Genomic DNA, 26198 nt, shown 5'->3' with positions numbered 1-26198 from the left:
GTCGAGGAAGGCCGGTTGCGTCAGATGTCCACAAGGGGGCGGCCTGACACGGCAGAAGGAGCGGACAGTGCCGCCCGTGTCGAGTGAGTGGCGTGTGGTGCGCGCCGTTCGTCTCGGGGACCCTTCGCCGGTGCGTCACAGCAGCAGTGGAAGACCCACCAGGGCCGCTCCGCTCGCTCCGAGCGCCGCCAGGAGCGAGGCCGGCCAGTTGCGGGACTGGGCGTACGTCAGCAGGCCGGCCAGCAGTCCCGCCACCACCGCGGCCAAGAGGATGAGCGCCCAGCGCAGTGACAACCGCTCCGGCGGAGGCGTGGGCGAGGTCGGTTCGGGCATACGGCTCTCTCCTGCGGCTGCGTCGGAAGGGGGGCGAGGCAGCCCTGCGTCAGCTGCCGCGCGTCGATACCGGCCAGGTGACGGCACGCATCCACTCGCCCTGGCCGGTCCTCGGCACTACCGAAACCATTCGGATGAGTGACCACGGTATTCATGTGATCTAGGTCAGAGAAGGCCTCTGATGCTTCATCAGTCAGCCTCGGGGTCATGCGAGGGCGGTAGTGCGGGCCAAAGTGCCCCGGCGCGCGCCCCAAGGGCATTCCGTGCTCCTTTTGACGGCGTTCGGATGGCTGACCAGTACGCCGCTCTGATTTAGCATCTCCGCCATGACTGGTCCCGAAGCCGACCTGCCCGAAGGATCCGAGGACGCGTTACGGGGCTCCACCGCGAGGGTGGTGGAGCGACTGGGTTGCCAGATCGTGGAAGGCGGCAAGCCGCGCGACCACCACCTCACCGTCGACGCCGTCACGCATGAGTTCGAGGTCACCCGGCCCATGGCCCGCGAGGCCCTGCAGACGCTGCACCAGAAGGGCCTGGTGAATCTGCAGCCGCGGATCGGGGCCACCGTCCAGGCGTTGGAACAGTGGGACCTGCTGGATCCCGACGTGATCGCGTGGCGTCTGGAGGTGGCCCCGGACAGCCAGATGCGATCACTGACCGAGTTGCGCGAGGTGATCGAGCCCCGCGCGGCCAGACTGGCCGCCCTGAGCCGGTCCGCGGAGATCTGCCACGACCTCACCAGCCACGCCCGCACCCTGCTCGCCCTGAGCGAGGACCCGGACTTCGCACAGCCACGGGAGGGCGCCGCGATCCGGCAGCGCTTCAGGGACGTGGACGCGGCCTTCCACCGGACGCTCCTCGCCGGCTCGCGCAACGAGCTGTTCGTGCGCCTCTCCTATCCGGTCGTCATGGCGCTGAACCACCGCATCGACAGAAACTGGGCCGGCGCTCTCCAGGAGGCGATGATCACGCCGACGCGGGTCGTCGTCGGCACCGACACCGTCCAGAGGTATCCCACCCGGCCGGAACCGGTAGCCATGTGGCTCCACATGGGGCTGGCCTACGCCATCGACCAGGGTGTGGCCACGGCCGCGGAGGCATTCGCGGAGGCTCTCCTCGCCGAGATCCGAAGCGGACGACTGCACGATCCCGGTGTACGCGACCGACTGCGGGCGGGCCTGGACCATTTCAACATCAACGGCCTGCCACCCGCTCATCGAGCCGGCTTCCAGGACGCCATGGCCGGCCTGTTCCACTCCCGGCGGGCACCCGTCGTCGTCATGGGAGTCAGCGGATGCGGCAAGAGCAGCGTGGGCCGGTACCTGGCGGAGTCGCTCAGGGTGCCGTTCGAGGAAGGAGACTGCTTCCACCCCAGGCGCAATGTTCAGTCGATGGAGAACCACACCCCTCTCGACGACCGCAGCCGTAGTCCGTGGCTGGCCGCCATCGCCGGCCGTATGCGGGCGGCGGGCGCGGAAGAGGGGCTGGTGATCACCTGCTCCGCACTCAAACGCATCTACCGCGAGTTGCTGCGCGTGGCCCGGCCCGATGCGTTCTTCGTGCACCTGGCGATCGACCGGGACGGGGCGACGTCCCGTGTGGAGAGCAGGAAGTCCCACTTCATGCCCGCCTCCCTCGTGTCCTCGCAGTTCGAAGACCTGGAGCCACTCGAGGACGACGAGGTTGGGATGACGATCGACGCGACCCTACCGGTCGAACGCATCGTCGCCGAGGTCCAGACCGAGCTGGCCCGGCGCACCCGGGACCGCTGACCCCGGTTTCATCCAGGCGCGGCCGCAGACAGGGCGGCCGTGCCCGCCGAGAGGACAGAGCGCACCGACCAACCGACCGAACCGCCCGAAAGAGGGGGATCCACCATGCAGATCGTGTCCGCCGAGGTGATCGTCACCAGCCCGGGACGGAACTTTGTCACACTGCGCATCACCACCGAGGACGGCGTCGTCGGCCTCGGCGACGCCACGCTCAACGGCCGTGAGCTGGCCGTCCGTTCCTACCTGGACAGTCACGTCGTGCCCCTGCTCATCGGGAGCGACGCCTCCCGCATCGAGGACACCTGGCAGCACCTCTACCGAGGGGCGTACTGGCGGCGCGGCCCCGTGACCATGGCGGCCGTCGCGGCCGTGGACACGGCGCTGTGGGACATCAAGGCCAAGTGCGCGGGGATGCCCCTCTACCAGCTCCTCGGCGGCGCGTCCCGCACCGGCGCCCTCGCCTACGGACACGCCTCCGGCCGCGATGTGCCCGAACTGCTCGACTCCATACGCGCGCACCGGGAGCAGGGCTACCGCGCCATCCGCGTACAGACCGGCATCCCCGGCTTCGACTCGGTGTACGGCGTCGCATCGTCGAGCGCCGGCGGCGGAGACCGCTACGACTACGAGCCCGCCCGCCGCACCGACGGCGACCGGACCCGGCCCACGGTGGAGACCTGGGACACCCGCGCGTATCTACGGCACCTGCCCAGCGTCTTCGAGTCCGTCCGGTCGGAGTTCGGCCCGGAACTCCCGTTGCTGCACGACGGTCACCACCGGATGACACCGATCCAGGCCGCCCGGCTGGGCAAGGCACTGGAACCGTACGACCTGTTCTGGCTGGAGGACGCCACGCCCGCGGAGGACCAGGAGGCCCTGCGCCTGATCCGGCAGCACACGACAACACCGCTGGCGATCGGCGAGGTCTTCAACTCCGTGTACGACTACACCACATTGCTGCGCGAGAGGCTGATCGACTACGTGCGCTCCGCGGTGACCCACACCGGCGGCGTCACGGCGATGAAGAAGCTGCTCGACCTCGCGGCCGTCTACGGCGTCAGGTCCGGGATGCACGGCCCCACCGACATCTCACCGGTGGGCATGGCCGCCGCCCTCCATCTGGACCTGGCCGTGCACAACTTCGGCATCCAGGAGTACATGCGGCACTCGGAGCGGACCCTGGAGGTGTTCCGGACCTCCTACCGCTTCGAGGACGGACTGCTCCATCCGTCCGACACACCGGGTCTGGGCGTCGACCTCGACATCGAAGCCGCACGTCGCTTCCCCTATCAGCAGGCGTACTTGCCGATCAGCAGGCTGCACGACGGGACGGTGCACGACTGGTGAGGACGAGAAGGATGCCGCGGGGTGGATCGGACCGATCACTCCGGCGGGCAGCTTGGTTGCATGACTCGCGAACCCTCCGCTAGCGTGTTCGACACATGTAATCGATACAGAGGGAGTGGCGAGAAGCTACACGACCTGCGAAGGACCGCGATCGACAAGTCCGTTGAGGACTGATCGACGGTTGAGAGGGCCGGTACAGGCCGGAGTCGGGCACAGGATCCGACCACCCCATCTCCGCTGCTGAAGCAAGCAGCGTTCTTCACCGAGTTCGTTACGCGCACTCCCACTTCGGGCGATGCTCCGCACTGCGGCATCGTTCCTCGATTACAAGGACTCCCCATGGTTTCCCGATCACCCGAGCCTGCCGTCGCCACCGCGGCGCAACCGGCCGCGCCGGCCAAGACCCACGCCGTCGTGCTCACCCTGATGGTGACGGTCTTCCTCTCCCTGCTGGACACCCAGATCGTCGCCACGGCGCTGCCCCGAGTGGTCAGTGACCTGGGCGGACTCGACCAGTTCGCCTGGGTCACCACCGGTTACCTCATCGGCGGCAGCGCCGCCGTCCCCGTCTACGGCAAGCTCGGCGACCTGCTCGGACGCAAGCGCGTCCTCATCGCCTCGACCGTCGTCTTCCTCCTGGGATCCGCCTTGTGCGGCCTCGCGCAGACGATGGGCCAGCTCATCGCCTACCGCGTCGTCCAGGGCATCGGCAGTGGCGGCCTGTTCATCTCCGTGCTCGCGATCATCGGCGAGATGTTCTCCCCGCGCGAAGGTGCCCGGTATTACGGCTGGTTCTCCCTCACCTTCGGCGCCGCCTCCCTGGCCGGTCCCACCCTCGGCGGTCTCCTGACCGAACTCGTCGGCTGGCGTTGGGTGTTCTTCGTCAACCTTCCCGTCGGCGCGGTGGTCCTGCTGGTCCTCTCCACGCTGCTGCACCTGCCCGCCCGCCGCCACGAGGCGCACATCGACCACGCGGGAGTGGTCCTCCTCGTCCTGACGGTCGTCGGCCTCAACCTGCTCACCGGCTGGGCCGGCGTCACCTACGCCTGGAGCTCCCCGGTGATCGTCGGCCTCGCGGCCGGATCCGCCATCGCCATGGTGCTCTTCGTCCTCTCGCAGCGCCGCGCGGTCGACCCGGTGATCCCGCTGCGACTGTTCACCAACCGGACCTTCACCACCGTTGTCATCCTCGGTTTCATCTCGGGATTCGTCGGCCTCGGCCTCATCAACTACCTGGTGCTGTGGCTGCAGACCGTACTCGGCCTCGATGCCGAGGAATCCGGCCTCGCCCTCACCGCGATGATGCTCGCCGTCGTACTGACCTCCTACCTCAGCACCAAGGTCATCGGTCACACCGGTTCCTACCGCTGGTTCCCGGCGCTCAGCATGGCCGTCTTCGCCATCGCCGCGGTGCTGTTCTCCACCGCCGGGCCCTCGACCGGCACCCTGCTCGCCGTCGTCTACATGCTGCTGTTCGGCATCGCCGGCGGCCTCAACGCACAGGCTCTCAGCCTCGCCGCCCGCAACACCGCGAGCATGCGGGACATCGGTGCCGTCCAGGGCACCGCGGCCCTCATGCGCCAGCTCGGCACCGCGCTCGGAGTCTCCTTCTTCGCCGCCGTCATGAGCGGTCGGCTCGGGGCCGGACTCCATGACCGCCTCGGCACGTCCGGTGTCCACATCGACAAGAACGGCTCCCTCGCGCCCGAGGTCGTCGCCGAACTGTCCACTCCGCTGCGGGTGGAACTCGCCGGCGTCTACGCGGACTCGCTCCGCGTCGTCTTCTATGCGGTCATCCCCATGGTCCTCATCGGACTTGTGGTCTCGCTCTTCCTCAAGGACGTCAAGCTCGCCGGCGGGCACGCGCCGACCGAGCCGGAGACGTCCTCCGCCGCGGAGCCGGCCGGCTCCGTCACCCGCGGCGACTCCTGACCCGCCACTCGACGAGCGGCTTCCCCGCACGGCATCCACTGTGCACCACATCCTCCCGAAGGAGACACACGCATGATTCTGGTTACCGGCGCCACCGGCAACGTCGGCAGCGAACTCGTCACCCGGCTCGCCGCCGAAGGCGTACCGGTGCGGGCCATGACCCGTTCGCCGGAGAAGGCGAGCCTCCCCACCGGCGTCGAGGTCGTCGCCGGCGACTTCGACAAGCCGGAGACCCTGCCCGCCGCCCTCGCAGGCGTCGAGCGCGTCTTCGTCGTCCCGCCGGGCTACGGCGCCGACGGCCCGGTCCAGGAGACCACCCTCGTCACCGCCGCCCGCGAGGCCGGCGTCACACACCTGGTCAAGCTCTCCACCAGCGGCGTCGGCTTCGGCGCCACCGACCCGCTCACCTCGGGCCACCGCGCCGGCGAGCAGATCGTCCGGGAGTCCGGCCTGGCGTGGACCATCCTGCGCCCCGGCACCTTCATGATCTACCTCCACGGCTACGCCGACACCATCGCCAAGCAGCGGACCATGTACGTCACCGAAGGCGACCCGGTCTCCGCCATGATTCACCCGCGTGACATCGCCTCCGTGGCCGCCAAGGTCCTCACCACTGCCGGCCACGACGGCCGGGCCTACACTCTGACCGGCGGCGAAGCTCTCAGCCCCGAGCGGCAGGGCGAGATCGTCGGCGAGGCTCTCGGCCAGGAGATCAAGGTCGTCGAGCGCACCGCCGCCCAAACCCAGGCAGAGTTCGACCGCCTCGGCTGGGGCGGCCCGCGCCTCAAGGCCCTGCTGGAGCTCAAGCGCCAATCCGCCGCTTGGGACTGGAAGATCTCCGACTCCGTCGAGAAGATCACCGGCACGGCGCCGCTGACCTTGCGTACATGGGTGAACGAGAACATCGGCATCTTCGGCTGAGCCGACCCGCGCGCGACACGGCGCGGGGCAAGCGTGATCACCACCCGCGCAGTGTCGTAACTCGTCTAACAGGTGACCTGCGGAAGAGTGTCACGGGCAGGATGTTGCACATGCGTGAGTCACTCGTCAGTATGGTTACGTGAACCATGCTTTTCCCTGCGGCACGCTTCCCCTGGACTTCGTCGGCACGCTGCGGGCGCGACGCAACGCCGAGCCGATGGAGAAGCTCGCCTCTCCGGCACTGCTCGACGACTGGTTCATGGAGTCCGGGATGCTCGATCTGCCGCCCGGCGCGAGCGAGGCCGACCTGGCCATCGCCCTGGACCTGCGTGAGGCGATCTACTCCCTGGTCGCGGCCCGGATCGAGCGGCGTCCGCTGCCTGCCGAGGCGGTGGCCGAGGTGAACCTGCAGGCTGCGGGACTCCCCGTGACCGTGCGGCTCGGGCCCGACGGCGCGACCCGTACGGGCACGGCTGTCCAGGGACTCGCCGCCCTCGCCCGTGAGGCCGTCGAGATCGTCGGGGGTGACGAGGCGGCGCTGTTGCGCGAGTGTGCCCGACCCGAGTGCACCCAGGCCTACCTCGACCGCTCACGAGGCCACCGACGGGAGTGGTGCGCCATGCGAACGTGCGGCAACAGGGTCAAGGCCGCCGCCTACCGGGCACGCCAACACGGCGTGCAGAGCTGATGTCGCGCAGGTACGACGCGCGGCGTCATCCGGCACTCACGGGGGAGTGAACGGTTGTGACCAGCCGATCAGCCGCCTCGCTCCGGGCGCGGTACGTCGAACAAGCCGTGTCGGATCTGGCGGAGAACCGCCGCCGACAGCGCGAACTGGCCGAGAAGATCAAGATGTTGGAGCAGGAGGAAGCCCTCCTGATGGACATCCTGACGCTCGCCGAACGGTACGAGGAAGCGCACCCTTCTCCCGTGCCCGTGGAGTCACAGCACCGACCCGCCACCGCCCGGGCGAAGGCCACCGCGATGGGCAAGTCCCGGCAGCCTCTGCTCGGAGATGTCCTGGTCGAGCTGCTCGGCACCCACGACGAGCCACGGTCGGCGAAGGACCTGCGCGACGAGCTGACCGAGCGGCACCCGGACCGTACGGCCACCCCGCAGGTCGTGCGCAACACCCTTGAATCACTCGTCGCGAAGGGACGGATCCGGCGCCACAAGCGGGAGCGCTCGGTGTCGTACACCCTCGCGGAGCGCGCGACGAACTGACCTCCGCGAGCAGGCGGAGCCCCTCTCGGTCGCCTTCGCGGGAACCGCTCGGCCTCGGGCCGTTTCGGGTCCCGGCCGGGCTCCGTCAGAGGCGGTCCGCGTCGACGACGGCCTGGGCGAATGCCGTCGGTGCCTCCTGCGGCAGGTTGTGGCCGATGCCGGTCAGGGTCCGGTGCTCGTACTTGCCGGTGAACTTGTCGCGGTACATGGAGCCGTCACCGGGCAGTGTGAAGGGGTCCTTCTCGGGGTCGAGGGTGATGGTCGGCACCGCGATGGACGGTGCCGTGGCCAGCTTCTCCTCGTAGCGGTCGTAGCGGCGTTCGCCGTCGGCCACGCTGAGCCGCCAGCGGTAGTTGTGGATGACGATCGCGGCGTAGTCGGGGTTGTCGAAAGCGGCCGCGGTGCGCGCGAAGGTGGCGTCGTCGAAGTTCCAGGTCGGGGAGACGAGTTCCCAGACGAGCCGGGTCAGCTGGAGGCGGTGGTCGTGGTCCTCCATGGCTTTCTTGCCGCGTTCGGTGGCGAAGTAGAACTGGTACCACCAGGTGTGCTCCGCGGCCGCCGCGAGCGGCTCCAGCTGGGCCTTGCGGTCGGTGATGAGGTAACCGCTCACAGAGACCAGGGCCTTGACGCGCTCGGGCCACAGAGCGGCGAGTATGCCGCCGGTCCGCGAGCCCCAGTCGAAGCCGGCGATCACCGCCTTGTGGATGTGGAGAGCGTCCATCAGCGCGATGATGTCCAGGGCGATCGCCGACTGCTGCCCGTTACGGACGGTGCGGGAGGACAGGAACCGCGTCGTGCCGTGACCGCGGAGATAGGGGACGATCACGCGGTAGCCCGCGGCCGCGAGCAGGGGAGCGGCGTCGGCGTAGCTGTGGATGTCGTAGGGCCAGCCGTGCAGGCAGATGACCACCGGGCCGTGAGCGGGGCCCTGCTCGGTGTAACCGACGTTCAGCACCCCGGCCTTGACCTGTTTCAGTGAGGTGAAGCGGGTGTGAGTGCCCGCGGTGGCCGAGCGGGCCGGGGTAGCGCTCGAAGCACCCTGCGGACCGGCCGGTGGGACGGCGGCCGCTCCTGCGCCCAGAGCCATCGCCGTGTTGAAGGTACGCCTGTTGATCACGTGAAGCCTCCCGTGTGTCGGGGCAAGTGCCGCACAGGTGCCGCGAGTTCGCGTGCAGGGCCGACCCTGACACAGAGTACGTCACCAGTCAAAGAGGTTACGAAGTATTTTCAGTAACCGATTCGAATGGTGATGAGGCTTGTGGCGGTGTGCGTCACCTGTCAGGGTGGTTACCAATGGGAGGAGCGGCTCTGGAGGGAGCGTCATGCCGTCGATCCTCCAGAGCGACGACTGATGAAGAAGACGATGAAGAGGAGTTCGGCCATGGACGAGGAATCGATGACGGACCCCGCCGCGGCGGTGCGGCACGGGCGGTACGGGCGGCTTCCCGAGCGCGTCCGCTTCGAGGACATGACCGAAGAGGTGGAAGCCGGCCGGAGCGGTGGGGTGACAGCCTCGTACGACCCTGAGACCTCCTGGAGCCACTACTCGTGCCTGGCCCTGGACCTGGGGCTGTAGGGGGCGAGCCGGATCTCACGGCCCTGCCGGCGCCTGCGCGGCCACCGGCAGTTCCGGGGGTGTGCGCGGGCGGCGGTTCGCGACGGTGATGGCGGGTGCCGCGGTCGGTACGTTCGCCGTCACCGCGAACGGCTCTGACGAACAAGTACCCGAGCTCCATCCTCCCCACCGCCCTCGACCCCGTTCACTGCATCCCCGCCTTGTCGCGGAGGTCATCGAGAAGGCGGCACGCGCCACGCGGTGAGGCCTCTGCGCCGCTGTACTCGGCTGCTCCGCCCGCCCCCGTTCGGCTCCGGCTCGGGCAGGGGGGCGCTGGAATCGCTCGGGCCGAGACGCGGACGTCCCTGGAATGGTGAGCCGTGTCGCATCGGAGCCGGTGAGGGTTGCTATGCAACGAGTTGCATAGAAGGATCGTTGTCATGGCGCTCGAACACGCGATCCTGGTGTCGCTCCTGGAGAAGCCGGGGTCCGGCTATGAGCTGGCCCGGCGTTTCGAGCGGTCCATCGGCTACTTCTGGACCGCGACGCACCAACAGATCTATCGCGTACTCAAGCGCATGGAGAACGACGGTTGGATCGACGTCCGGGACGTCCCCCAGCAGGGCCGGCCGGACAAGAAGGAGTACTCCGTCGCCGACCTCGGCCGGGCCGCGCTCTCCTCCTGGCTGCACGATCCGATCGAGCCCGAGAGCGTCCGCCACGACCTGGCCGTGAAGATCCGGGGCGCCGCCTTCGACGACCCCGCCGCCCTGATCCGCGAGGTGGAGCGGCACCGGCAGGCACACCGTGACCGGCTGGCGCACTATCTCGCGGGCGAGGTACGGGACTTCACGGGACCAGAGGCAGGCGCGGCCGGTCCGGAGGCGCCGCTCGACGCGGAACGAGAACTCCAGCACGTCGTCCTGCGCGGCGGCATCGCGTACGAGCGGATGATGATCGACTGGCTGGACGACGTGCTCGCCACGCTGGCCCGGTTCGGTCCGGGCGGCTGACCGCCTCCGTACCCGCCGACGACCCTCCCGATCCGGCTCCTCCAGCCGTCAGACCTCCCGATTCCCGCCCGTCCACCAGCCGAAAGGCGCCCTCACCATGGCTGACCAGCTGCTGTTCAACCCGCGCACGTACGACCCCGCGCACTTCGACCCCGAGACGCGCCGCCTGCTGCGCGCCACCATCGACTGGTTCGAGGAGCGCGGGAAGCGGCGGCTGATCGAGGACTACCGGACCCGCGCATGGCTCGGTGACTTCCTCGCCTTCGCCGCGAAGGAGAACCTGTTCGCCACCTTCCTGACGCCGTCGTCCGCCGTGGCGGAGGATGAGCCGGACAAGCGGTGGGACACCGCCCGGATCGCCGCGCTCAACGAGATCCTCGGCTTCTACGGCCTGGACTACTGGTACGCCTGGCAGGTCACGATCCTCGGCCTCGGCCCGGTCTGGCAGAGCGACAACGCCGCCGCCCGCGCCCGCGCCGCGGAACTCCTCGCCCAGGGAGAGGTGTTCGCGTTCGGCCTGTCCGAGAAGGCCCACGGCGCCGACATCTACTCCACCGACATGCTGCTGCAGCCCGACGGCGACGGCGGCTTCCGCGCCACCGGCTCCAAGTACTACATCGGCAACGGCAACGCCGCCGGACTCGTCTCCGTCTTCGGCCGCCGCAGCGACGTCGAGGGCCCCGACGGCTACGTATTCTTCGCCGCCGACAGCCGTCACCCGGCCTACCACCTGGTCAAGAACGTCGTCGACTCGTCCAAGTTCGTCAGCGAGTTCCGCCTGGCGGACTATCCCGTAGCGGCCGAGGACATCCTGCACACGGGCCGCGCCGCCTTCGATGCCGCCCTCAACACCGTCAACGTCGGCAAGTTCAACCTGTGCACCGCCTCGATCGGCATCTGCGAGCACGCGATGTACGAGGCCGTCGCCCATGCCCACAATCGCATCCTCTACGGCCGCCCCGTCACCGCCTTCCCGCACGTGCGGCGCGAGCTGACCGACGCGTACGTCAGGCTCGTCGGGATGAAGCTGTTCAGCGACCGCGCTGTCGACTACTTCCGCTCCGCCGGCCCGGACGACCGCCGTTACCTGCTCTTCAACCCGATGACGAAGATGAAGGTGACCACGGAGGGCGAGAAGGTCATCGACCTGATGTGGGACGTGATCGCCGCCAAGGGTTTCGAGAAGGACAACTACTTCGCCCAGGCGGCCGTGGAGATCCGCGGCCTGCCGAAGCTGGAGGGCACGGTCCACGTCAACCTGGCCCTGATCCTGAAGTTCATGCGCAACCACCTCCTCGACCCGGCCGACTACCCCGGCGTGCCGACCCGCCTCGACGCGGCGGACGACGACTTCCTGTTCCGGCAGGGGCCCGCCCGCGGCCTCGGCTCGGTCCGCTTCCACGACTGGCGACCCGCCTTCGGAGCGTACGCGCACCTGCCCAACGTGACCCGCTTCCGCGAACAGGCCGATGCCCTCTGCACGTTCGTCGCCACGGTCGCCCCCGACGCGGAGCAGAGCCGCGATCTCGACCTCCTCCTCGCGGTCGGACAGCTCTTCGCCCTCGTCGTGCACGGGCAGCTCGTCCTGGAGCAGGCCGCCCTGACCGGACTCGACGAGGACGTGCTCGACGAACTCTTCGCCGTCCTCGTGCGGGACTTCTCCGGACACGCCGTCGAACTGCACGGCAAGGATTCGGCGACCGAGCAGCAGCAGGAGTGGGCGCTGGATTCGGTCCGGCGGCCGGTCGTCGACGAGGCACGCACGGAGCGGGTCTGGCAGCGGGTCGAGGCGCTGTCCGGCGCGTACGAGATGGCCCCGTAGACGACCCGTACGCAGCACCGGAGGCGGGGCCGCGTGGGCCCCGGCCTCCGGCCGGTCGGGGTTCAGCTCCCCGGCTACGGCCACCGGCGCAAGAACGCCTCACCGCCGTGGAACGGGACACGCAAGTGGCCTGACTCGCGAGAGCGGCCGAGCCCCCGTCATCGGACGACCGTGATCTTCGGCAGGGGCTGGTGCCAGTCACCCGGCTACGCGACGAGAACCCGGCGGGCCAGTTGCCGGGGCCGGTGCCATCGACCGTTCGGCGGCCTCCCAGGATGTGCGGGTCGCCGGGCCGAACACTCCCGGCGGGTCGCCGGTGATGCCGCGGTTGCGCTGGTACTGGGCGACACCGCGGAAGGTCGCGTCGTCAAAGACGCCGGAAACCGGGACGTACGTGAAGCCCTGTCCGAACAGGAATCGCTGGAGGCGTTTGACATCAGAGCCGACGTCGCCTCGGCCGAGTGAGTGGGTGCAACGGGAAGGGGAGTCACGGCAGTGGGCCGAACGCGACTCCCGGGCGGCCGTGGATGCCGACGCCGGTCGTCCGCTCGGCCGGGACGACACCGCCGTAGGTCCGGTCTTCGGCATGGATGAAGGGCCCGATGCGGCCGACGAGGCCGACGGCGCCGCCCTTTCGGCAGGGGCCACGATCGGCGCCCTTCCCTGAGTGACCGGGGGACGGTCCGTACAGTCACTGCCGAGCGCCGCGGTCAACGCCGCCGCTGCCAGCAGACCGGCACCCACGGCGTCCGGGTACAGCAGGGCCGATCTGCTCCAGCCTGCCTCGCGGCGACGACGATGGCGCCTGCGCCCGCGTTTCCTTTCCAGGTGTGTCGAACCGGTCGTGGCCTCGGTCGCAGCTTTCCGCTCATCGAAGAGCTGAGCCTGCGGTACGTCCGCCACCTGGTCCTGAAGTACTGGCCGCACGAATCGTGTATACGGCTCTGGACTGACACCGTACACAGGCCTGGATTGATTCATTTCAAAGATTGCTTTCCTGTACCGCCCAGGACAGACGCCCATCGCCCTATGTGGGTCGAGTTCACCGGCCTGGCGTCTCGCCGGACCATCCCTGCTCCTGCAGTATTCGCCTGAGTTGCCATAGCCCGTGATATACCCGCGACTTCACCGTGTCGTGAGGGAGGCCGAGCGCTTTCGCGGTCTGCCGGGTGGTGCGGCCGGCCGCGTAGGACTCGACGAGGGCCTCGCGATATGCGTGGGGCAGGCTGGCCAGGGCGTCCGCGACGACTACGGCGGCCGGCGTGCGATCCGGTTCTTCCGACCTGTGGATCACGACGCTTCGCGCTAGAGCTCCCATGAGTGTCCGGATTCGCGAGAATTTACGCCGCGAGTTTTTGAGCGACCGTTCGGCGAATAGGAGTTGCCACGCATTTGTTCAGTGCTCCTTGACGGGGGAGGGCAATCGCAGTGGTATCGGCGCGATCCCCATGGGTTCCAGCCATCGGCATGCTACCCGTGCCGCGTGCTGTAACCCTTGGTAAGAAATGGTCGGGTGACCAGGCTTATGGATTGCTTAAGGAACATTTCAGGTTGTGGTCCGTGCCCTTCCCCCGCCCGGTCATCGCGGTCGGGTCGATGTCCCTGACCGCGTACGTCCTCCACATCGTCGGCGTCCGCTTCCTCGGCATCCAGGAACTGCCCGGCTCCCCGCCGCACGTCCTTCTCGGCGCACGGTCGGCGGCACGATCACCTCATCGGCTTCAGCATCTCGGAGCGGATCCGGAGTGCGGTCCTGGCAGCGGACTTCAGGTCGACGTTCATGGCGGTGTGGAAGGTCATGTCCGCCACCCGTGCCCAGGTGTTGCCGTCCGCCCAGGCGCAGACCGGGTAGGTGAGGCTCGCCCCGTCGGCCCACGTCCGGGTCACCACCTCGCAGTCGACCTTGATGCGTGAGCCGGACGGGGTGACGTCCTTCGGCGGCACGACCGCCTTCGCCCGGCTGGTGCTGCTGCCGTTGTCCGCCAGCACGCGGGCGCGCACCTGCCCGGTGTTCCTGAACCGGCCGTACATGCCGGTCACGATCAGATCGCCCCGGTCGCCGTTGTGCGGGCGGTACACCGCCACGACGCCGTGGACGGCCTTGGCGTCCCAGTCGAGCCGCCAGCTCCTCTCCAGCTTCCGGCCCTGGACCGGGGAGTCGTCCTTGGCCAGCTCGTAGCCGCCGTCGAGCAGTGTCCCGGGCACGGCCAGGACGAACTCGGCCCGGGGATAGCTGCTGTCGACCTTCTTCCCGACCAGTATCAGTGTCGCCAGGAGCGCGACGATCAGGAGGAAGACCCCGCCGATGATCGCGACCATGAGGCCGATCCGGCTCTTCTCCGGCGGGGCCTGTGGTGGGGCGCCCCAGGGGTAAAGAGGCGTCTGGTACGGCGACTGCGGCGCCGGAGGCATGGACACGCCAGAACCGTACTCGACACCTAAGACACGTCAGTTCTCGGCCGCCTCCGCTTCGACCGCCTGCTGCCGGGACACCTCGTCGGGCCGCCCGTCTCCGGATCTGCGACGCACGCGATCAACCGAGGCCGAGGCGGGTGCCGATCTCCCCGGCGACTTCGGGGTGGGAGAGGTACTCCGCGATGTTGTGGGCCCGGTCGCGGGCGTTGATGACGGCGACGTCGGTCACTGTGCCGGCCCACTCGTCGGCCAACGGACAGCCGATGGCCACCGCGTCGGACGGGTTCCACGCGTTGAGCCAGTCCGTCACCACGTCGGGGCGCTTCGGCCCGCCGATGAGCAGCCTCTTGTACACGCTGTCCAGCCCCAGCGGGCTGCCCGCCGTGGTGAGGTGGATCGTGCGCAGCGCGGGCGACAGCCGTGTGGTGAGGTCCATGCCGACCACCGTGCCGAGGCTGTGACTGACGAGTACCACCTCCCCGTCCTCCGGGAGCGTCTCCAGCACAGCGTCCAGGACCGCGTCCCTGACGTGCCCGTCGTCGAGATATGCGGCCACGTCATGGAGGATCAGGGCGATGGTCCGCGCGTCGAGGTCGCTTCTCGCGGCCAGCCAGCCCAGCTGCCGGTGGAGGCCTCCGACGATGTCGCCCAGGGTGAGCCGTTCGGCGTCCGGCAGCCTCTCCCGCGGCACGTTCCATCTGTCGGCCGCCTCGCCGATCATCTCCTCGTACACCGCCCGGGCCGTGGGCGACGAGGGGGCGACCGCCTCCGCCGGGGAGAGGATCGTGGCCTCGGTGACCCGTGGTACGGCCTCGTGTGCGGGCAGCGCCTGGACCAGCCGGTCGCCGTAGTACGGGAACCAGGCGTCGGCCGGGTCGACCGGCGGGAGCCCGGCGCGCACGAGCCCCTGGTTGAGGCCGCCCGTCCATTCGCGGCGCAGATTCTCCGGGTCCTTGCCCTCCTGGGAGCGCCCGTGCAGGAAGACCAGATGGCGCTCGCCGCCGAACGCGCCGTCCCGGGCGCGCAGGCCCGTGTGCGTGACCGCCGTCCTGGCGGCCGGTGGTGGTACGGCGGTGGCGGGCGTCGGAGCGGGTGCGGCGGACTCCGTCAGTCCCGGTCCCAGGCCCGACTCGGTGCCCATGTCCGCCAGTGGGCCCGACCGCGCGTCGGGCGGCAGTTGCGCGAGGTGCCGCAGGATGGAGCTGACGCGTACACCCTCGTTGGAGACCCAGTCGATCGCGTCGTCGCCGTCACCCGGCTGCCACACCTGCCCGTCCCCGCGAAGGACACGCCCCTGGTCGTCGGTCCTCGGCACTCCGCTGTGGTGGAGCGCGACGACCTCCCACTGGTCGTTGAAGACCGGGGAGCCCGAATTGCCGGGCTCGGTGTCCGTCTTGTAGTGGAGGAAGTCGTCGAGCCGCACCTGGAGCATGTTGTCGCGGACGGCGATCTCCTTCAGACGCCCCATCGGGTGGCCGATGACGTTCACCGGCTCGCCGATGACCAGCTTGCCCGGCTGAGCACTGAGCCGGTTCCAGCCGAACGTCTCCCCCGGCGGCCGCCCGCCGGGGTCCGGGGCGACCAGTACCAGGGCGAAGTCCAGGTGCTCGTCGGCCACGAAGAACGCGTCCGGAGCCAGCTCCAGCCGCGTTGCCGGCTGCGGGGTGTTGTCGACGGTGACCTGGGCGTCGAACTCGACGAAGCACTGCCGTGCCGCGTCCGCGTCGGCGAGCACATGATGGTTGGTCATCAGCAGGCTCGGCGACACCAGGAACCCGGTGCCCAGCGGGAGTTCCCGGCCGTTCTCCCGCACCGATATCCGGGCGACGGTACGCGCCGCCCGGGCACCACGCGGCAGGAAGCTCCACGCCTGCAGTTCCTTGGACACCCCGAGGATGCGTTCGTAGGCGTCGGGCGCGGTCAGCGGTTCCGCGCGCACGGCCTCCACGGCCATCGCGGCGGGTACCGCATGCCGGTCCAGCAGACGCGTGGCGCGCGCGGCGAGCGCCTGCCGGGAGTCGGGGAAGGGCACGCCGGCGTCCATCTGCCGCTCGGCGGCCGTGCGCTCGTCGCTGGTCGCGCGGTACCGGTCGGCGGCCGCGGCGATCTGGCGTGCGCGCTCCTGACCTGTCCTTTCCGTCGTTCGCATCTCAGGTCTCCGGCGGTGCGGTGCTGTGCCACGGCACGAAGGCGTTGGTCAGCCCGGACAGGGCCGTACGCAACTCCGGGTGGTGGCGCAGCAGAACGGTGACCATGCTGTTGTCGTCGATCCAGGCCATGCCGGCCTTGGAGTAGACCTCGGGGGTGTAGTGGGTGGTGAAGAACCGGTCGCTGTTCAGCCGGCGCGAGGCCATGAGGATGAAGATGCGGAACGCCGTGTCGCTGAAGGCGAAACCGGCCGGCAGCTTCTCCGCGTACAGCCCGACCATCAGGTCGACCTTCTCGATGTCGCCGTCGTAGAGCCGCTCGAACTGCTTGGCTGTCGCCGGATCGTGCGCCAGCTCCGAGAAGCTCTCCGCGGGCTTGAGCCGCAGCAGCCGACGGAACTCGTTGTAGCGGGGCACCCCCAGTTCCCGGGAGCGCAGGATGTCGGTGGCGGCGAGGTCCTGCAGATGCCCGTCGGGGCGCTCGAACTCCTGGAGAAACTTGGGGAAGTTGTGCAGGGTGACCAGTCCGGGATGCAGCGTGCCGAAGCTGTAGAGCAGGTCGGCCATCTCCGTGGTCTCCAGGAACTTCAGCGCTCCCGGCCCGGCGATGTCGCGCAGGGTGCAGTGGCGCAGGGTCGTGTCGTCGGCGACGGCACGCAGATGCCATTCGTCGCGGACCAGCGGGTGCATCCGGTACACCGCCACGAACTCCTCGGTGAGCGCGTACGGGACGCCGTAGTGATCCGTCTCGCCGCCGGGGATGCCGCTGATGACCTCGCTGTCGCTGATGCGCCCGAACAGGTCGTGGACGCGCTCGCCCGCGATGCCCCACCAGTTGGCGCGCAGCGCCTTGACGGTGGTGGGGTGACTGATCACGGCCGGTGTCCACTCCACGGTGTGGATCTTCGCGAGGAGAGCGGAGTTGATGAGCCGGGCACGCTGGAACAGCTCCTCGTCGCTCCAGGACGGGTAGGCGCCGTGCAGATGCTCGCAGATCGCGTTGTGCTCCCGGGTGAACAGGTCCTGCATCATGGCGAGGCCCAACCAGAAGCCGGGGACGTATATGGGGTCCTGGGAGGGGTCGGCCGGGACGGGTGCCTGCTCGTCGTCCCACAGGTGCAGCCTGCCCCGCTCTCCGGTGCGCAACTGGTGCTGTTCGGCCGCGTTCTTCCCGTAGATCTGGGACGCGTCCCACCAGTGGGAGGACACATTGACGCGGGTGTCGGGCGTTCCGCGGGGCGCCTGGGGGTCACGCGTGGGGTCGTCCGGGGTCCGCATGATCTTCATGGGGTGTTCCGGCCAGGGGTCGTCGTCCACCAGGGAAACCTCCCAGGGCCGGTCCGTGGGGCTCGTGCCGTGGCTGAACCAGTCGCGGATCATGAACTGGAGCCAGGCGGCGACCAGGGAGTTCACGGATTCGGCCGCGATGAGCCCGTCGCGGGTGAGCAGGGTACGGCTGACCTCGCGCGGACTGGGCGTGGCCAGTACGTCCGAGGGCGCGGCCGGCGCGATGGCCTCCAGTGGAATGTTCCGGCCGAAGCGGGTGCCGGCCATGCCCATGCGTGGGTCGCCGAGGTCGTTGTGGCTGCCGTCGGCGCTCCGGTTGACCTGGTGGCTCGCGGACGGGGGCGCGGGCTCGGGCTGGTCGATCGCGGGCAGCTGACCGGTGTCGTACAGGTTCTTCTGCCGGAGCCGGACACGGAGCCCGAAGAGCGTCAGCAGGCCTGCCGGCACGGGCAGTCTGTCCCAGCCGATGCGGCGGTCGACGTACTGGGCGGCACTGGTGATGATCCGCCAGGGGAGTGACGTGCGGTATCCGGCCGGGGGGTGCCGTGGGGCGGTTCGGTGCGTGCTCATCGCGGTACTCCTTGGGTGGCTCCTGGTCTTTTCCTTCAGAGTCGTGGGGTCAGATGTGGGCGGTGTCGCCGAGGATCACGTCACTCGCCTTCTCGCTGATCATGTAGATGGGCGCGGCGACGAAGAAGCCGGGAATGCGGGGGAAGACCGAGGCGTCGACGATCCGCAGACGGTCCACCCCGCGGACCCGGAACGCGCCGTCGACCACGGTCGAGGGATCATCGGCGCGTCCCATCCGGCAGGTGCACGACGCATGGTGGCCCCAGGCCTCGTCCTGGACGAAACGGCGGACGGCGTCGCGGTCGTCGACCTCCTCGCCGGGCCACAGCTCCTTGAGGACCGCGGCGTCGGCCTTGCGGTTCATCCCGCGTACGAACTCCACGGCATCGACCATCGCTTCGAGGTCCAGGCCCTCCTTGTCCGTGCCCTCGGTGAAGTAGTGGAAGTCGACCAGTGGGGTGTCGCGCGGGTCGGTGGAGCGCAGCCGGACCCGGCCTCCCGTGTTGTGGGTACGGCTCTTGAGGATGGCCCAGGTGAAGCGGTCCTTGTGGTGTGTCAGGTCGAGGGAGTAGCCCGGGCGGTATCCCCGGAAGTCGAAGGGGCCGCCGAAGATGAACAGGTCCGGGGCGTCCAGGTCCGGGCGGGACTTGCGGGTGATACCGAGGACGGCGCCGTTGGTGGTGTAGAGGCCCTCGCCGTTCTGCCATGCCCGGTAACAGCGGTCCGGTTCGGTTCCGGGCCTCGGAGCATGGAAGGAGCACTCCGTGATGACCGGGAACTCCTGCCGCATCTGGCTGACGACACCGACCTCGTACCGGTCCTGGAGCTGCGCGCCCACCCCGTGCAGACCGACGCGCACGGGGATCCCGTGCCGTCCCAGTTCCTCAGGTGGTCCGATGCCGGAAAGCATCAGCAGCTGGGGCGTGTTGAAAGCCCCGGCGGCCAGGATCACCTCACGGGAGGCGAGAACCCGGTGCAGCGCTGCCGGCCCGGAGTCCGGCCGGGCGCCGGGGTCGGCCCGGTAGGCGTGCGCCTCGTCCAGGTAGTCGACGCCGGTCGCCCCGTTTCCCTCGTCCAGTACGATCCGGGCGGCCAGCGCGTGGGTACGGACCACCAGATGATCCGGATGAGCGCGCCGCACGGCCTGGACGCGCTCTCGCACGGCGCTGCGGCGGCCGCGGTCCGTGGAGACGGGGATCTGCCAAAGCCCTTGCAGTGCCTGGGTCTGCACCCGCCAGTCGTTGGGGTCGACGAAGGAGCCGAGCCCCTCGAGGGGCGACAGCGGCCGGCCGAGGAAGCCGGCGAGCGTGTCCTGCGCGGCGGAGAGGATGACCTTCAGCAACTCCGCGTCCTGCACGGCGAGTCGGGGGTCGGCCAGCGAGGTGGGCAGCCAGCCGTCGAATCCGTGCCGGGCGTCGTTGCGGTACCGGGCCGCCACGACGGGCAGGTGACGAAGCAGCGTGGCCAGGAGCGGATTGCCGGGTGGCTCCTTGGGCTTCGGCCGGTAGGTACAGCGCTCCAGCCGCTCGAAGTACGTACGCATGGCGGAGCTGTGCCAGGTGGCGTCGCCGGTCTCCGCCGCGATGGCGTCCCAGTCGCGGTTGTACGGATAGACGGTGATCAGCGCATGGTGTGCGGTGCACCCGCCGATCGTGCCGGCGCGCGGATAGAGGATGCCCTTGCCCGGTACGAACTTGCCGTCGCGCTGCTGCTGCGTCTCGTCGGCGTAGTGCCGTACGAAGTAGTTCCAGCACTGCGCGGGGTCCTCGGAGGCGTCGGCGTGGAATGCGGGCACCAGGTAGCTGTCGTTGTCCTCGGCGCCGCCGGCGTCCAGAAGCAGGGTGCGCAGGCCCGCGGCGGCGAGGTTGGCCGCCAGCGGTCCGCCACCCGCGCCGGCGCCGACGACGACGTAGTCGAAGCCCGTCTCGGTGGGGGGAGTGGCCCCGGACTCGGCGTTCACGTCCGTTCGTCCTCGGAGGAGTTGGCGAGCGAGGCGGTGGCACTGACGGACAGGGCGGTATTGACGGCGGAGATGAGGGTGGTCATCACCGCGGTGCGCGGCGGGACATGTCCGTGCATGCCGAGCGTGGCCGCTGTCGCGGTGTCACTGCCGTGGATCAGGATGCCGTCGCGCAGGTCGTCCCGCAGCCGTTCCCCGCTGTGCGTCAGCAGATCGAGGCCGAGCAGGATCGTACGGATGCCGAAGAGGCGAAACGCGTAGATGGCTGCCGGGCTGGGCGGATCGCGGTCGGGGTCGAACCGCCGGATGAGCAAGTCCGGTGCCAGCAGACCGGCGGCACCGTTGACGAGCCTGATTCCGGCGAGGAGGTAGACCGAGACAGGGCGGTTGGAGGCAGGGGCCGTGGCCATGATGTCTCCTGAGAGAGTGGTGATTCTCGCGATGACGGGACCGTCCGTCGAACCCCACGGCAAAGGAGAGGAACACCCTGTACGCACTCTTGTTAACCACGCTATGGGACCGAGTGCCCAACTGCATCTTGAATGTGCCGGGTGGCTCACCCGACAGGAGCTGCCAGCGCGATTCAAGGTTGAATTCGTAATGGTCGAACGGGCAAACAGTGGGATCCGAGGCGCACGGCGCACTGGACCGCTCTGTGCGCAGGCACCGCACGTCACGCACAAGTGCGTGGCAACGGACGGCCGCGCCGCCACATCACGTCCGAAGTCGATTACGGTCGTCGGCCGGGGACAGCTGGCCGCTTCTCCCGCGTACAGCGCCTTCCACCACGACGTGGGGCCGTGCGGTCTCATTGTCACGATCACCGTGATCGTCCTGATCGTCGTCTACAAACGCCTGGGCATCAGGTGGCGATCCGCCCTCGTCCCGCTGACGACTGTGCCGGCGCCGCTTCCTCTTCTGTACGGCTGAGGATTCGCTGTCCGTGGCGCGATTTCGATGGCGTATGCACCCGGTGTGACCTGCTCCTAACCTTGCGCGGGTCATGTCATGCCCCTTATAACCGTCCCTGCAGGCATCGGTGGGGATGGCCGGAAATGGCAGTAGCCGCCGACCAGGGGGGATCCTCGGCTCCGCCGGGCTCGGCATCAGCACACGCGGACCCACGGAGACCCAGACCATGACTGACAACGCCTTTCGCGACGCCATGACCCGCCTTGCCGTCGACCCGGCCTTCAGAGCCGAACTCGAGGGCGACACGGACGAGGTGGCCCGAAGACTCGGCCTGACACCCGACCAGGTCACCGAACTCCGCTCCCTCCGCGTCGAGTCCGGCACCGATGGCGGACCAGCCGCACTCGACCCGCGGCTGTCCAAATCGTCCCTGTTCTTCGGCAGTGCGGCACATGCGCTGACGCACCACGACGTTCCGGACGTTCCGGTCGACCACGTCTCCACTGACCATGCCTCCGTCGACCACGCCTCCTTCGACCACACGGCGGACCCGTCGCTTCCCGCCGGAGGCCAGGACACCGCCGCCGGTGCCTTCGACGTGTCCGCCACCGGTGCTGAGAGCCTGCTCGGCGGGGGGTTCGTCCACGAGTCGCCGGCGGAAGCGGCCGGTGGCTTCGGTGAGTTCGGTGAGACTTTCGGTGGGTTCGGCGGACATGCCGGCGGAGGTGCCGAGGGCGGCTTCGGTGGGTTCGGCGACTTCGGGGGAAGCGGCTCCGAGGGCCCGGGCGGCTTCGGTGACGGCGGCCTTGGTTCCGGCGGGTTCGGTGCCGGTGATTTCGGCGACGGTGGATTCGGCTCCGGAGGCGACCTCGCAGGATCCGGCGGATTCGGCGACCTCGGCGGTCACGGCGGCGGCTTCGGCGGTGAGGGCGGCGGCGATGCCGGTCACTTCGGCCACGGCGGCATTTTCGACCGTGACGAGGGCGATGGCCACGGTAGTGGTGACGGCGGCGGTGGCACAGCCGGTGGCGGCGAAGGTGGCGGTGGTGGCGGTGGTGGCGAAGGCGGCGGTGGCGGTGAGGAGGGCTCCGGTCACGGTGGTTCCTCCGGTGGCGAGGGTGGCGGCCACGGCGGCGGCGGCGGCGAAGGTGGCGGTGGCGGTGAGGAGGGCTCCGGTCACGGTGGTTCCTCCGGTGGTGAAGGCGGTGGCCACGGCGGGGGTGAAGGCGGTGGCGAGGGCGGCGGCCACGGCGGCGGAGGCGGCGAAGGCGGTGGCGGCGAGGAAGGCGGCGGCCACGGTCACGAGGGTGGCTCCGGCGGTCACGGCGGAGGCGAAGGCGGCGGAGGCAGCGGCGAGAACGGCGACCGCCCTTCCGGCGGCGGAGGAGGCAGCGAGGAGAACGGCAACCGTCCCTCCGGCGGCGGTGAGAACGGCAACCGTCCCTCCGGCGGCGGCGAACCCGGTAGCGGTGAGAACGGTGGCCGCGGCCGTGCGACCATCGGCGGTGGCTCCGAGACCGTGCGCGGCGGCGTGAACTTCACCGGTGCCCCCGGCATCGGTGACATCGCCACGCACCTTTCGCCCTCCGCGCCCGGCGCCGACACGGACGGCGGCTTCTCCGACGGGACGTTCATCAGCGGCTCCGGCGCGGGCTGAGCCGACGCATGCTCTGCCACGCCTGCCGCGTCCATGTACGGCGCGACTTCCCGTACTGCCTGCACTGCGGCACCCTTCGCCGCGGCGCGGCACCGACGTCGTACGCCGCGCCGCACCTGCGCGGCCTCGACGACCCCACCCTGCTCGTCCCGCTCACCGGCCCGGTCACGACGCTGGGCCGGGGCGCGGACAACGACGTCGTCCTGCCCGACGCGAGCGTGTCGCGCAACCATGCCCGGATCGTGCGCACGGAGTCGGGGTTCCGGATCGAGGACCTGGACTCGTTCAACGGCACGGCCGTGGCCGGCGTCGACCTGCACGGCGGCGCGGCCCACCTCGCCGACGGCACCGAACTGTCCGTCGGCGACGTACGCCTGCTGTTCGAACAGCCCCGCGAGGCGCACATCGGCCAGCGCACCCAGGTCGTCGGCACCCAGCTCACCCAGCTCCCCACCGCCGCACAGGAGGCGGCACCGGAGGCGAACGGCCCGCTCACCGCGCGTCCCCGCCGCCGCTCAGGCTGGGCGCTCAAGCAGGTGCCCACCGACCGCGGCCAACCCCGCTGGGTACTGAACAACACCCGCACCGGCGTCTACCTGGAGCTGGACGAGCGGGAGGTCTTCCTCTGGCACACCGTCGACGGCGAGAACACCGTACGGGACCTGCTGTTCGCCTACGCAGACCGCTTCGGCGAACTCGCCCTGCCCCGCATCGAGTCGGCGCTCGCCGCGTTCGCCGACGCGGGACTCCTGCGCAACCTGCCGGGCCGCCCCGAGGAGGCGGAGCGGAAGGGATGGCGGCGCGCCGCACACGCCGTGTACCGGGCACTGCTGAAACTGGAGATATCAGTGCCCGGCCTCGACGGCACCGTCACCCGCCTCTACCAGGCCGTCGGCTGGCGGTTCTTCACCCGGACCGGGGTGACGCTGGTCTGGCTGTCGGTGATCGGCGGCCTGGCCGCGTTCTTCGCCGCGCAGGGACATCAGCACCTGCTGGACTTCGGCGGAGCGGGTGTCTGGGGACCGGTGCTCCTCGCCGCCGGATACGTGTCCGCCCTGGTCGTGCACGAGCTGACGCACGCGCTGGCCGTGAAGGCGTACGGCCGCAAGGTCCGGCGCGGCGGGTTCCTGTTCATGATGGGCATGCCGTTCGCCTTCGTGGACACCAGCGACATGTGGTTCGGCACGCGCTGGTCACGGGTCGTGGTGGCGCTGTCCGGGCCGCTGTCGACGGCGGCGCTGGCCGGCTGGTGCGCGGCCGGAGCGGCCTTCCTGCCCGTGGGACCCGCCTCGGCCGTCCTCTTCCAGCTGGCTTTCGGGCTCTACCTGAACACGCTCTACAACTTCAACCCCCTGATGCCGCTGGACGGCTACCAGGCCCTGACCGACGCGCTGCGCGTGCCGCGCCTGCGCGAGGAGGCGAGCGCGTACTTCCGCAGGGGCCTCTGGCGCGACCTGCGCGCGGGCAGCCGGCCCGGCCCACGGCAGGCGGGCATGGCCGCGTACGGGCTCGCGGTCGTCGTCGGCACGTACGGCTTCCTGGCCCTCGCCCTGCTGGCCTGGCGCTCCCGGATCGGTGACCTGCTGGACGGCTGGGTGAGCCCGCCGTGGACCACGGTGATCGAGGCCCTCGTGGTCGCCCTGGTGGCCTTCCCCGTGTGGTCCGCCCCGGTGCGGTGGCTGACGCGGCGCTTCCGGCGTCGTCGTGACGCGAAGGGCACGGCGCCCGTCCCGGCGGTGGGCGCGGCGATGGAGGGGACGGCATGACCGAGGACAGCGGCAGATCCGACGAGTGGGCCGTCTCCGGCTACGAGCCCGTACGCGCCCTCGGCGAGGGAGCCGGCGGACGGGTCGTACTGGCCCGGCACACCGCGACCGGCGTGCCCGTCGCGATCAAGTACCTGAGCCGGCGCCTGCGCGGCGACCGGGAGTTCCTGGCCCGCTTCCGCGCCGAGGCCCGGCTGCTGGGCGAACTGCGCCACCCGTGCGTGGTGCGGCTGTACGAGTACGTCGAGGCGCGCGCCGGCGCCGCCATCGTCATGGAGGCGGTGGACGGCGTCAGCCTCCGCCAACTGCTGCGCCGGCACGGGGCGACGGGCCCCGAAGCCGCCCTGGTCCTGCTCAAGGGGTCGCTGCTGGGACTCGGCGCGGCCCACGCGGCGGGGGTGGTCCACCGCGACTACAAGCCGGAGAACGTGCTGGTCCGGGCCGACGGCACGAGCGCACTCGCCGACTTCGGCATCGCCGTACGCGCCGGACGCGAGACCGAGGCCGCCGGCACACCCGCCTACATGGCGCCCGAGCAGTGGCAGGGCGAACCGGCCGGACCGGCGGGCGACGTGTACGCCGCGGCCGCCGTGTTCCACGAGTGCCTGACCGGGCGTCGCCCGTTCACCGGCGACGACGTGACCGCCCTGCGCCTGCAGCACCTACGGGCCCCCGTCCCCCTGGACGACGTACCCGCGCCGGTACGCGGACTGCTGTGCAGGGGACTGGCCAAGGACCCGGCGGACCGGCCGGGCATCGAGGACTTCCTCGCCGACCTGGAACGGTCCGCCGCCGAAGGGTACGGCGCCGACTGGGAGGAGCGCGGCCGCCGCAGACTCGCCGAACTCACCTCACTGCTCGCGCTGTTGTTCCCGTTCTCCGCGACGGCGACCCTCGACGCGCCCGCGCGCGCTCTGACGCTGCTCGGCCGGGTGAAGCGCAACGGATGGAAGGCCGCCGCCGGAGCGGCCGCGCTCGCGGTCGTCGCGAGCGGGGCGACGGCAGTGACCGCCCGTCCGCACGACACGGCGACGACGGTGGTCAGTTCGGTGCCGTCGGCCGTCAAATCAGCCACCCCATCGGCCACTTCTCCCTCCACCGCCCCGACCACCGTCCCCCCGACTACCGACGCCACGCCCTCCGGCACCCCTTCGGAGAGCCCATCGGCCTCGCCCACCCCCTCCGTGACCACCGCCCCGCCGACGGAGTCGCCCACGCCGACGCCCGAGAGCACGACCGCGCCCACACCCGGCACGGTCACGATCACCATCGGCTCCTGGCAGCGGGGACAGACTCCCGGCACGCTGATCGCCGACGTGACCGTCGACACCACCGGAACCGGGCCCGTGACCGTGACGGCGAACTACTACGTCGACTCGCCCGCCGATCCCTACGGCAACCAGGCCAAGCAGCTGTCCGGCAGCACGCACTACCCCGTGACCTTCGAGGCCGACTTCTCCAACCACCCGTGCCGGGGCACCTGGATGGTCACCCTCACCAGCACCCCGGCGGCCGCGGACGGACCGCAGACGGCGTCCCTGGACGCACCACCGTGCTGAGCGCCG

General features: G+C 69.9%; 24 protein-coding genes. 14 read left to right on the top strand and 10 right to left on the bottom strand.

From position 1 onward, the window contains the following. Positions 1-135: 135 nt before the first annotated feature. Positions 136-333 carry a hypothetical protein gene (locus AVL59_RS28845; protein ID WP_067310105.1) on the bottom strand — a complete coding sequence of 66 codons (198 nt, stop codon included), beginning with the start codon at positions 331-333 and terminating at the stop codon, positions 136-138. Between the two features lie 326 nt (positions 334-659). Between AVL59_RS28845 and AVL59_RS49515 the strand changes: the two genes are divergently transcribed. The 6 genes from AVL59_RS49515 (at position 660) to AVL59_RS28815 (ending at position 7529) form a co-directional block, all read left to right on the top strand. Further along, positions 660-2105 carry a gluconokinase, GntK/IdnK-type gene (locus AVL59_RS49515; protein WP_079147048.1) on the top strand — a complete coding sequence of 482 codons (1446 nt, stop codon included), beginning with the start codon at positions 660-662 and terminating at the stop codon, positions 2103-2105. Between the two features lie 105 nt (positions 2106-2210). Next, positions 2211-3452 carry a D-mannonate dehydratase ManD gene (manD, locus tag AVL59_RS28835; protein ID WP_067310102.1) on the top strand — a complete coding sequence of 414 codons (1242 nt, stop codon included), beginning with the start codon at positions 2211-2213 and terminating at the stop codon, positions 3450-3452. A gap of 339 nt (positions 3453-3791) precedes the next feature. Further along, entirely contained in the window at positions 3792-5384 is a 1593-nt protein-coding gene (locus AVL59_RS28830; protein ID WP_079147047.1) for an MDR family MFS transporter, read from the top strand. A 72-nt stretch (positions 5385-5456) separates the two neighbouring features. Further along, positions 5457-6305 (top strand): SDR family oxidoreductase, encoded by an 849-nt coding sequence (locus AVL59_RS28825; RefSeq protein WP_067310101.1) that lies wholly within the window; start codon positions 5457-5459, stop codon positions 6303-6305. Between the two features lie 139 nt (positions 6306-6444). After that, positions 6445-6993 (top strand): CGNR zinc finger domain-containing protein, encoded by a 549-nt coding sequence (locus tag AVL59_RS28820; protein WP_067310100.1) that lies wholly within the window; start codon positions 6445-6447, stop codon positions 6991-6993. Between the two features lie 56 nt (positions 6994-7049). Further along, positions 7050-7529, top strand: a complete 480-nt coding sequence (locus tag AVL59_RS28815; RefSeq protein WP_067310098.1) for a hypothetical protein — start codon at positions 7050-7052, stop codon at positions 7527-7529. Positions 7530-7614: 85 nt separating this feature from the next. Here the strand turns inward: AVL59_RS28815 and AVL59_RS28810 are convergent, their stop codons facing one another. Next, positions 7615-8646 (bottom strand): alpha/beta fold hydrolase, encoded by a 1032-nt coding sequence (locus tag AVL59_RS28810; RefSeq protein WP_067310096.1) that lies wholly within the window; start codon positions 8644-8646, stop codon positions 7615-7617. 264 nt (positions 8647-8910) lie between these two features. Between AVL59_RS28810 and AVL59_RS28805 the strand changes: the two genes are divergently transcribed. The 3 genes from AVL59_RS28805 (at position 8911) to AVL59_RS28795 (ending at position 11919) form a co-directional block, all read left to right on the top strand. Beyond that, on the top strand, positions 8911-9105 hold the full coding sequence (locus AVL59_RS28805; protein ID WP_067317901.1) for a hypothetical protein: 195 nt from the start codon (positions 8911-8913) through the stop codon (positions 9103-9105). A 419-nt stretch (positions 9106-9524) separates the two neighbouring features. Beyond that, on the top strand, positions 9525-10097 hold the full coding sequence (locus tag AVL59_RS28800) for a PadR family transcriptional regulator (protein ID WP_067310093.1): 573 nt from the start codon (positions 9525-9527) through the stop codon (positions 10095-10097). 97 nt (positions 10098-10194) lie between these two features. Beyond that, complete coding sequence (locus tag AVL59_RS28795) at positions 10195-11919, top strand: acyl-CoA dehydrogenase family protein (RefSeq protein WP_067310090.1); 1725 nt, start codon at positions 10195-10197, stop codon at positions 11917-11919. Positions 11920-12117: 198 nt separating this feature from the next. Here the strand turns inward: AVL59_RS28795 and AVL59_RS56700 are convergent, their stop codons facing one another. Further along, the gene (locus tag AVL59_RS56700) at positions 12118-12483 is read right to left on the bottom strand and encodes a peptidoglycan-binding domain-containing protein (protein WP_372450315.1); all 366 of its coding nucleotides are present in this window, start codon (positions 12481-12483) and stop codon (positions 12118-12120) included. Between AVL59_RS56700 and AVL59_RS55075 the strand changes: the two genes are divergently transcribed. After that, positions 12389-12586 carry a hypothetical protein gene (locus AVL59_RS55075; protein WP_067310087.1) on the top strand — a complete coding sequence of 66 codons (198 nt, stop codon included), beginning with the start codon at positions 12389-12391 and terminating at the stop codon, positions 12584-12586. The two genes, AVL59_RS56700 and AVL59_RS55075, sit on opposite strands and share 95 nt — an antisense overlap. A 375-nt stretch (positions 12587-12961) precedes the next feature. On the opposite strand, the gene AVL59_RS56695 is transcribed toward AVL59_RS55075, so the two are convergent. The 6 genes from AVL59_RS56695 to AVL59_RS28760 form a co-directional block, all read right to left on the bottom strand. Continuing rightward, positions 12962-13237: a sigma factor-like helix-turn-helix DNA-binding protein gene (locus tag AVL59_RS56695; RefSeq protein WP_079147045.1), complete on the bottom strand. Its 276-nt coding sequence runs from the start codon at positions 13235-13237 to the stop codon at positions 12962-12964. Between the two features lie 389 nt (positions 13238-13626). Beyond that, the gene (locus AVL59_RS52655) at positions 13627-14337 is read right to left on the bottom strand and encodes a hypothetical protein (protein WP_159400115.1); all 711 of its coding nucleotides are present in this window, start codon (positions 14335-14337) and stop codon (positions 13627-13629) included. 115 nt (positions 14338-14452) lie between these two features. Continuing rightward, entirely contained in the window at positions 14453-16483 is a 2031-nt protein-coding gene (locus AVL59_RS28775; protein ID WP_067310083.1) for a trypsin-like serine peptidase, read from the bottom strand. 1 nt (position 16484) lies between these two features. After that, on the bottom strand, positions 16485-18338 hold the full coding sequence (locus AVL59_RS28770; RefSeq protein ID WP_067310081.1) for a peroxidase family protein: 1854 nt from the start codon (positions 18336-18338) through the stop codon (positions 16485-16487). A gap of 49 nt (positions 18339-18387) precedes the next feature. Next, the gene (locus tag AVL59_RS28765) at positions 18388-20298 is read right to left on the bottom strand and encodes a GMC family oxidoreductase (RefSeq protein WP_067310078.1); all 1911 of its coding nucleotides are present in this window, start codon (positions 20296-20298) and stop codon (positions 18388-18390) included. Continuing rightward, a complete protein-coding gene (locus AVL59_RS28760) occupies positions 20295-20708 on the bottom strand; it encodes a hypothetical protein (RefSeq protein ID WP_067310076.1) in 414 nt (137 codons plus the stop codon). Before AVL59_RS28760 ends, AVL59_RS28765 begins: the two co-directional genes overlap by 4 nt. A 277-nt stretch (positions 20709-20985) precedes the next feature. Here AVL59_RS28760 and AVL59_RS52650 point away from each other — a divergent pair, with 277 nt between their 5' ends. Then, on the top strand, positions 20986-21228 hold the full coding sequence (locus AVL59_RS52650; RefSeq protein WP_159400114.1) for a hypothetical protein: 243 nt from the start codon (positions 20986-20988) through the stop codon (positions 21226-21228). 85 nt (positions 21229-21313) lie between these two features. Here the strand turns inward: AVL59_RS52650 and AVL59_RS55880 are convergent, their stop codons facing one another. Continuing rightward, positions 21314-22534: a hypothetical protein gene (locus tag AVL59_RS55880; protein WP_208870668.1), complete on the bottom strand. Its 1221-nt coding sequence runs from the start codon at positions 22532-22534 to the stop codon at positions 21314-21316. A gap of 207 nt (positions 22535-22741) precedes the next feature. Here AVL59_RS55880 and AVL59_RS55730 point away from each other — a divergent pair, with 207 nt between their 5' ends. Genes AVL59_RS55730 through AVL59_RS28745 form a run of 3 tightly spaced genes read left to right on the top strand, consistent with a single transcriptional unit; the run spans position 22742 to position 26192 of the window. Continuing rightward, positions 22742-22867, top strand: a complete 126-nt coding sequence (locus AVL59_RS55730; protein ID WP_257785109.1) for a hypothetical protein — start codon at positions 22742-22744, stop codon at positions 22865-22867. Positions 22868-22875: 8 nt separating this feature from the next. Beyond that, positions 22876-24633 (top strand): FHA domain-containing protein, encoded by a 1758-nt coding sequence (locus AVL59_RS28750; protein WP_067310073.1) that lies wholly within the window; start codon positions 22876-22878, stop codon positions 24631-24633. Further along, positions 24630-26192, top strand: a complete 1563-nt coding sequence (locus AVL59_RS28745) for a serine/threonine-protein kinase (RefSeq protein WP_067310071.1) — start codon at positions 24630-24632, stop codon at positions 26190-26192. The genes AVL59_RS28750 and AVL59_RS28745 overlap by 4 nt, the downstream gene beginning before the upstream one ends. Positions 26193-26198 lie beyond the last annotated feature (6 nt).

Origin of the sequence: Streptomyces griseochromogenes, from assembly GCF_001542625.1 — a bacterium.
GTDB lineage: Bacteria > Actinomycetota > Actinomycetes > Streptomycetales > Streptomycetaceae > Streptomyces > Streptomyces griseochromogenes.
The sequence above is the reverse complement of the archived record's forward strand: the minus strand, read 5'-3'. Positions and strand labels throughout refer to the sequence as shown.

Excerpts from the sequence above, each read along its gene's own strand:
- AVL59_RS28795 (WP_067310090.1), top strand. The coding sequence starts at position 10,195 with ATGGCTGACCAGCTGCTGTTCAACCCGCGCACGTACGACCCCGCGCAC.
- AVL59_RS28800 (WP_067310093.1), top strand. The coding sequence starts at position 9,525 with ATGGCGCTCGAACACGCGATCCTGGTGTCGCTCCTGGAGAAGCCGGGG.
- manD (WP_067310102.1), top strand. The coding sequence starts at position 2,211 with ATGCAGATCGTGTCCGCCGAGGTGATCGTCACCAGCCCGGGACGGAAC.
- AVL59_RS56695 (WP_079147045.1), bottom strand. The coding sequence starts at position 13,237 with ATGGGAGCTCTAGCGCGAAGCGTCGTGATCCACAGGTCGGAAGAACCG.
- AVL59_RS28760 (WP_067310076.1), bottom strand. The coding sequence starts at position 20,708 with ATGGCCACGGCCCCTGCCTCCAACCGCCCTGTCTCGGTCTACCTCCTC.
- AVL59_RS28775 (WP_067310083.1), bottom strand. The coding sequence starts at position 16,483 with ATGCGAACGACGGAAAGGACAGGTCAGGAGCGCGCACGCCAGATCGCC.
- AVL59_RS28805 (WP_067317901.1), top strand. The coding sequence starts at position 8,911 with ATGGACGAGGAATCGATGACGGACCCCGCCGCGGCGGTGCGGCACGGG.
- AVL59_RS28770 (WP_067310081.1), bottom strand. The coding sequence starts at position 18,338 with ATGAGCACGCACCGAACCGCCCCACGGCACCCCCCGGCCGGATACCGC.
- AVL59_RS28745 (WP_067310071.1), top strand. The coding sequence starts at position 24,630 with ATGACCGAGGACAGCGGCAGATCCGACGAGTGGGCCGTCTCCGGCTAC.
- AVL59_RS28845 (WP_067310105.1), bottom strand. The coding sequence starts at position 333 with ATGCCCGAACCGACCTCGCCCACGCCTCCGCCGGAGCGGTTGTCACTG.
- AVL59_RS28825 (WP_067310101.1), top strand. The coding sequence starts at position 5,457 with ATGATTCTGGTTACCGGCGCCACCGGCAACGTCGGCAGCGAACTCGTC.
- AVL59_RS28750 (WP_067310073.1), top strand. The coding sequence starts at position 22,876 with ATGCTCTGCCACGCCTGCCGCGTCCATGTACGGCGCGACTTCCCGTAC.
- AVL59_RS28830 (WP_079147047.1), top strand. The coding sequence starts at position 3,792 with ATGGTTTCCCGATCACCCGAGCCTGCCGTCGCCACCGCGGCGCAACCG.
- AVL59_RS49515 (WP_079147048.1), top strand. The coding sequence starts at position 660 with ATGACTGGTCCCGAAGCCGACCTGCCCGAAGGATCCGAGGACGCGTTA.